Annotated in this window: 8 protein-coding genes; 2 read left to right on the top strand and 6 right to left on the bottom strand. The window is 42.7% G+C overall.

Features of this window, described 5'->3' with window-relative positions; all coding sequences use genetic code 11:
* Nucleotides 1–72: 72 nt before the first annotated feature.
* The 6 genes from QUA16_RS35135 to QUA16_RS35110 all read right to left on the bottom strand — a co-directional run bounded on the left by QUA16_RS35135 (nt 73) and on the right by QUA16_RS35110 (nt 3,802).
* Complete coding sequence (locus tag QUA16_RS35135; protein ID WP_333109277.1) at nt 73–570, bottom strand: hypothetical protein; 498 nt, start codon at nt 568–570, stop codon at nt 73–75.
* 87 nt (nt 571–657) lie between these two features.
* The gene (locus QUA16_RS35130) at nt 658–858 is read right to left on the bottom strand and encodes a hypothetical protein (RefSeq protein WP_333109279.1); all 201 of its coding nucleotides are present in this window, start codon (nt 856–858) and stop codon (nt 658–660) included.
* A gap of 137 nt (nt 859–995) precedes the next feature.
* Nucleotides 996–2,237, bottom strand: a complete 1,242-nt coding sequence (locus tag QUA16_RS35125) for a transposase (RefSeq protein ID WP_333181738.1) — start codon at nt 2,235–2,237, stop codon at nt 996–998.
* A complete protein-coding gene (locus QUA16_RS35120) occupies nt 2,194–2,676 on the bottom strand; it encodes an IS607 family transposase (RefSeq protein ID WP_333181736.1) in 483 nt (160 codons plus the stop codon). Before QUA16_RS35120 ends, QUA16_RS35125 begins: the two co-directional genes overlap by 44 nt.
* A 72-nt stretch (nt 2,677–2,748) precedes the next feature.
* On the bottom strand, nt 2,749–3,075 hold the full coding sequence (locus tag QUA16_RS35115) for a hypothetical protein (RefSeq protein WP_333181734.1): 327 nt from the start codon (nt 3,073–3,075) through the stop codon (nt 2,749–2,751).
* A complete protein-coding gene (locus QUA16_RS35110) occupies nt 3,059–3,802 on the bottom strand; it encodes a polysaccharide biosynthesis/export family protein (protein ID WP_333109287.1) in 744 nt (247 codons plus the stop codon). The genes QUA16_RS35115 and QUA16_RS35110 overlap by 17 nt, the downstream gene beginning before the upstream one ends.
* Nucleotides 3,803–4,361: 559 nt before the next feature.
* Here QUA16_RS35110 and QUA16_RS35105 point away from each other — a divergent pair.
* Together QUA16_RS35105 and QUA16_RS35100 are read left to right on the top strand one after the other, a co-directional pair.
* A complete protein-coding gene (locus QUA16_RS35105) occupies nt 4,362–5,399 on the top strand; it encodes an O-antigen ligase family protein (protein WP_333109290.1) in 1,038 nt (345 codons plus the stop codon).
* A gap of 710 nt (nt 5,400–6,109) precedes the next feature.
* Nucleotides 6,110–6,283: a hypothetical protein gene (locus QUA16_RS35100; protein ID WP_333181732.1), complete on the top strand. Its 174-nt coding sequence runs from the start codon at nt 6,110–6,112 to the stop codon at nt 6,281–6,283.
* Nucleotides 6,284–6,417 lie beyond the last annotated feature (134 nt).

The following is a 6,417-nucleotide window of genomic DNA, read 5'->3' as shown; positions in this document are numbered from 1 at the left end:
GGCGCAAGCCCCTTTTCTCCATTAACTATGATTCTCTACGCTCCTTAAGCATCTCAGGAGTTTTCTGCACCACTAAGCTTGTTCAGAGAGAGATTTTCCCTCCATCTGAGGTTCAAACAAGTTGCTCTGCTGCCGCAGTCTTTGGACTTGCAGTTGCAGAACTTCCACTCTTTCTCGGAGCTTGGGCATCTCCGTATCTATAAATTTAATACCTTGATTAATGCCGATCAGCCGTTGCTGCAAGCTGTAGTCTAGATAAGCTTTAGAAATTTTATCCAATACGGTAGAAAATTTTTTTCGGTTTGAATCTTTGTAACGAACTTGTAAAATTTTTGTGCCTTGCTGTTTGCCATCTTTCGCGTAGCTGACGCGGTTGATGGACATTTTTGAGATCAGTGCCGTATAGTTCATTTTGGGATACCAGGCTCGCAATTCCTCAATCACGGGCTGCATCAATTTGGGGCTACGCAAAATCCTAATTTGGGTTTCGTAGTCTACTAAGCTAATTCCTTCTATATTAATTCTTGCTAAGTCTGCCGCTTGGGTGTTGTTTAATTGTTTGGATAGCAAACCTTCAGCCGTGGCTGGTTCTACTAACAGGGAAAAGGAGGCTTCATACTCGATCGTAATCTGTTTAGACGTGAGGACGATCGCTGTTCATTCCAGGGCGATCAAAGCAATGGTGGCTGCTGCCATGACCAGGAAGCGACGGCGCACGACGCCTAAGAGCCAGGACAAGTCTAGCTTTTCTTCTTCTCTCTCCTCTACGAAGTGATCTCTGTAGTTGTGAGCAGATAACTCCGGCAGTTTGCCATTCGATTTGGGTGTGAAGGGTTGGTAATCTTGTCTGCTATCCATATTCAGCCTGGGTATTTTTGAGGTTGGTATTTTTGAGGTTGATATTTTTGAGGTTGATATTTTTGAAGCGGCCAGGTCGCGGCTGGGTAATCTTATTGTTTAGTTTATTCTAGCCGACACATTTTTGCTAACGAATCCTAACAAACATATAAGTTAAGAGAATTTCTCAACAAAGGCGTGTCAACCAATGCCTCGCCCGTGAAAATCCCGCGAGCACCATTCAGAGCCCGATCCATCTTCAATCCGGTGACTACGGACTTAATAGTTCTAGCACCACCTAGATTTTTAACGATTTCGCCCGTCCACGACACAGTTTTCGAGGTGTAAGCTTCGTTGCAATCAATCACGAGTTTTGAATTTTCCCAAGCTTTCCACTTCAGGAAAGTTTTAAATTCATAATGGCTCAGGGTCAACATTTGTCGCACCGTTTTATTTCTTAATTTGCGACGCGACTTAGACACCATTTGAGAACTTTCAAAGGTTGGCAACAGAATTACATCAAAATTATCAACTAAAAACTTAGCTGTTTTATGATGCAACTCTTTGACCAAATTCTTGATTTTGCAACGAAGCCTACTGGCTGCTTTCTGGAATCTTCTTTTTTGCCGACTGGGAGCTTTGGAAATTTTTGACACCAATCTATCCAACCGAAAGCACAGTTTCTGGATGTACAGATTAGAATCATTTCCGAGCCAGCCATAGGAATTTTCAGAGAAAAACGTCATGAACGTGCGGACACCGGGATCTAAGGCAACAAGCCGACCTTGTTTATCGGTCTTGACTTGTTGCACTTCTTCAGAAACTACTAGGTAATATTCGCCGTAAGCGAGAGTCAGCCTACCGTCGCTGAAATTTGCAGGCAATGATTCTGTTAATGCACACTTACCTAAAATAGAATGATAAACACCACAGTCTTTTATAGCCGACTTCGGCACATAAATAGATTGTCTGGTGTCTTTTCTACTGCGAAATTTGCACTTACGGATTTGCCCGTCTTTCTTGAAACCCTGCTTTGCTGCTTTAACCGCTGAGCAAGCATCTTTGATAGCAATCGATTTGATTTGGAAAGGCACAGGTTTTGCCCATTCTGGCAAACTGTTGAGTATTCCAGTTTTGATTGTCATCCAGCTAGCTTTTGTACCTGGTTCTTGTAGGTATTTGATAGTCGTGTTGTAAACAAAGCGACTCACTCCAAACCACTGTTTAATCAGCGCTTTTTGCTCAGGTTTTAGGAATAGACGGATCTTCCTTGATTTTCTTGCTGTAACTCCTGAGTCCGTGCATTCTGCAACGGTCGACGTGAAGGATGGCAAGAAGATCGCTTGTGAGTTCGGTTCAAAGGCAGTGAACAGTTCGGTCAAGAACCACGATTTGTCCACCGTTTTGCTCCGCCATGAACTCGAATAATTCAAATCCAAATCTGCACAATCTGTCGCGACAGGCAACAACAACCGTGAGCTGTTCGCCGCGCATAAATCTGACCAGTAGGGCTTGCAGTCCTTTTCGCTTAAAGTTAAGCCCCGACCCGATATCTTGGATAATTTCGGCGTCGGGGTATTGTTGTCGCATGAATTCAGTTTGTCGGGCGAGGTCGTCTCGTTGTTTTGGGGAACTGACGCGACAGTAGCAAACAAGGGTAGCTCTAATTGCACCGCGCTGGTATGACTCGACATCGTAGAGTCGTTGCCCTGCTTCGTTTTTGATGCTCTTGATCTTCCCTTCGTCTGCATATTTCCTTAATGTGTGTGGATGCAAGCCCAGAAATTCGACTGCTTTTCTGAGTGGTACATATGCCATGTAGAGAATAGTAGCATACATAAGCAAAGATAAGCAAATACTTTACTGTGAGCTAACCTTTGCCAGGAATTATCCACCTCACCCGCCACCTTCTTACCTGAATAAAAATCGGAGAACGTTTATAAAATTTAACACTCTGGTAGCTGGGCCGACAGATCCGATTACAGCGTTCATGCGATCGACAAAATCGACGAGACCCCTGCGAGATACGATAATCATGTCGTTGTTGCGAAGTTGAGGATTGGTTTCTTCGTTAATTCCTTGAGTTAAATTGACTTCGATCGTCCGTTTAGTAGCTGTACCGTCGTTATTGAGGCGGACTAGCTCAACTTTATCCCTTCTAGCTCTGGTATTCTCGTACCCAAAAAATCCTCTGGAAACTAAAGCTTGATTCAGTGTGGCATTAGCTGGGCTCATCAAGGGATCGAGGGATGTTCTGAGCTTCTGCTTGGTTGAAGTTGGCGACTGTGGGAATCACGATTGTGTCTCTGTCTTGCAAAATGATGTCTTGAGAGATGTCTCCCTCTTGCAAGAATTTCCATAGGTTGACGTTGAGCACTTGATCCGGGCCGTCTCGTTGGGGACGGCGGACACGGATGTTGCGGATGTCCGCAACACCCGTGACGCCTTCTGCTAGTCTGATCGCTTGGGTGACGGTGGGGTACTGGACACTCGGCGTGGCTCCCGGGCCGGGAGTTAGGGTAATGGTGAAGTTTCCAGGCCTGGTGACTTCTCCGATGACGCCGACGTTGAGGGGGCGGGCGGCGACGAGGCTGACTGTGACTATGGGGTCTTTGAGGACGCGGCGATAGGCCTTGCGGATGATGTTGGTGGCTTCTACTAAGGTGCGGCTGCGGACGGAGACCAAGCCGATTCGGGGCAGGTTGACTGAACCGTCGGAAAGAACTTCGTAGCCGCGGCTGAGTTCGGGTACTTCGAGTATTTCTACTTGGATGCGATCGCCACCGCCGAGTTTATAGCTTTCGGGCGCTCTCCTAACGGGCGCAACGGTCTGGGCTTGGTCTGCGCCTAGGGGGATGGGAAGTTGTGCCGGGGTGCTTCTGGCATCAGCGAGGACACTGGAAGCAAACAAAACCAGACCCACAACCGACGGGGCTATCTGTCTTGGAAAATGGGTGTTAACCATACACCACCTAATTTTATTGACTATGATTTATATAAGTGTAGCCTTTTTAGTGCTGGGCAAAAAGCTCATTATTTTAAGCGATCGCCGAAAAAACGATGCTGTATTTTTGCTTTATGCCTAATTTCAGTGTTAGCGTGGTTGCGGGTTGACGGCTATATTTTATATCTAGATAATTTGCTCTTATTTCGGATAAAGGAAAGCAATTATGACTGAACCCGTGTCTCTACCAAATATGCTGAAAGAGCTGATTTTAGGGAGTTCTTCATTAACATGGATGCTACTTGCTATATTCGCGATAGCAACTCTACTATTATTTCACTTTACCAGCTATAAAAAAATAAGTTTGGCTTGAGAAAAAAGCTTTGCTTGTCTTTATATTTTCATCTCTCCCTTTCTAACACAACCTCCTTTTAATTACTTGCCTTTTATTAACTTGAAATATCTCGACGGTGGCATATTAAAACTCATACGTTATTTTTTTTACCCCTGCGTAGTATTGATTTAGATTTCACGAATTAAAATTTTTAGTAGCAATTTTATAGAAGTTTTTGCCAAAATATTGACAATAAATCCTTTCTTTTTACTTTATACATTACTTCCATTAGTGTCTACATTCTGGTCTCTATTTCCTGAAGAAACGCTAAGAGCAGGTCTAGCTTTTTCAGAATTTACTGCTTTTGGTTTTTATATTGCAGCGCAATATAAATGGGAGGATTTATCTCGTTTTTGGCGGTGGGGATACACGGCTATCGGTTTGGCAAGTTTTGTAATGAAACCCCCTGGCTCAGGAGATTTTGTCGGCTTAACCCAATCTAAAAATTCTTTGGGGGGAGTCTTAGCTCTCTGTACGGCATTTTGGTATTTGCATTATTCTCAAGGAGCTAAAACTCCGAAAGAGCGCTGGATTGCTTTGGGAATGATGTTATTTTCATTTTACCTAGTAAGGGCTAATAAATCGGGGTCGGCTCTAGTGATTACTATCATATTAATAATTGCTGTGTCGTCTCTAAAGTTTTTTAAAAGATTAAGTTTTCAGTGGGCATTTACTGCTATTATATGTTTCCTGGTGGTCAGTATAATTATGACTGTTTTTGTAGTAGACAACCTAGAGGATATTATTGTAGGTGGGTTAGGCAAGGACTTGACTCTAACTGGGCGGACAGAATTCTGGCCGCAGTTAATCGCTGCGGTCAATCAGCGCCCCTGGTTGGGCTACGGATTCGATGGATTTTTTCAACAAGATAAGTTTGGCTCGGCTACTCCTGCTTATTTTATTTATACTACTAATGGATTTCAACCTAAAAATCCTCACAAGGGGGGGATTGGGATCTTGTTAGCCTTCGGTTGGCCGGGATTAATTTTAATGATGACTTCCTTGCTGCTGAATTTAGGTTACGCAGTTCGGTATTTGAGTCGTAGCACGCTGGAAGAAGCGGGAATACCTATTTGTTTTCTACTGTCTATTATTATAAGCAACATCACAGAAGGTTATATTATAAATATAGCAAATCCTTGGCTGAGTTACGTAATGTTGACGGTTCGACTTGCGATAGACTATTCTAACAATAGTTCTAACAATACTTCGGACAGTTTTTAAAGAGGGATACGATCGCAATAAAACAGAGAACTGAAAAAGTGAGTGAAATCTGAGCCCAAAATAAACAGAAAAAAAGGCACTCTTTTCGGTTAAGCTATAAAAACATACAAGCTCAACAGATTGCCTTATGAAAATCATTGAATCCATCTTACAACAAATGCCAGGGATTAGTCAACCCCAAAAGAAGTTTTTAATCACTTTATTCTCAACTATCTTGCTGGCTTATGGCAAGGTCAACTTCACAAATCTCAGCCGTTATAGTTGTTTAAGCGAAAAAACCTACCGTCGTCACTTTCTCAAAAGCTTTAACTTTCCACAATTTAATCAATATTTTCTCGCGTGTTGCCTTAAACCCTGAACACACAATCATTGCTGTTATTGATTGTTCTTTTTTAAGAAAAAGTGGCAAAAAAACTGACGGTAAGGCTTACTTTTATAATGGTGTAGCTGGTAAATCAGAACAGGGATTAGAAATTTCTGTGATTTCTATTGTCGAAATTGAGACTCGTTTATCTTATAGCTTAAGTGTGCAACAAACTCCATCACGTCCTCAAATAAAGCCCGGAAAAAAAACGCCCAAAAATTAGAAGAATAAGTGGTCAAAAAAATCTCGTAAAAAACAGGATACTCAAAGCTCAAAGCCTGATGTCACAAGAGTTGATGACTATGCACAACATTTAAAGAATACTCGTTCTTTCTTTCCTAAGTCTGTGCGTTATTTGGTAGCTGATGGCTATTACTATCGCTCTAAATTCTGGGAGGCTGTGCGAGAGTTGAATTTAGACTTTATTGGCAAGTTAAGAGTTGATGCTAACCTCCGCTATCTCTATACAGGTGAACAAAATAAACTGGGAGCTCCTCGCAAATATGATCGCACAAGTTGACTGCCAAGATCTGAGTCGTCTTAACTTTGTTAAAGAAATAAAACCGGGGGTTTCACTCTATAGAACCCATTTGACATCTTTTACGGTCTTGTGGTAGCGTGACCGTAAAAGCATTATCCAGTAGCAGCCATGCC

It is taken from the genome of Microcoleus sp. S13_C3 (assembly GCF_036700905.1).
In the GTDB taxonomy this organism is placed as follows: Bacteria; Cyanobacteriota; Cyanobacteriia; order Cyanobacteriales; family Microcoleaceae; genus Microcoleus.
Note: the sequence above shows the minus strand (reverse complement) of the source record. Positions and strands in the feature narration are given on the sequence as shown.

What these genes read in the sequence shown, in the direction of transcription:
- QUA16_RS35130 (WP_333109279.1), bottom strand. Translation starts at nt 858, where the DNA reads ATGGATAGCAGACAAGATTACCAACCCTTCACACCCAAATCGAATGGC.
- QUA16_RS35120 (WP_333181736.1), bottom strand. Translation starts at nt 2,676, where the DNA reads ATGTATGCTACTATTCTCTACATGGCATATGTACCACTCAGAAAAGCA.
- QUA16_RS35110 (WP_333109287.1), bottom strand. Translation starts at nt 3,802, where the DNA reads ATGGTTAACACCCATTTTCCAAGACAGATAGCCCCGTCGGTTGTGGGT.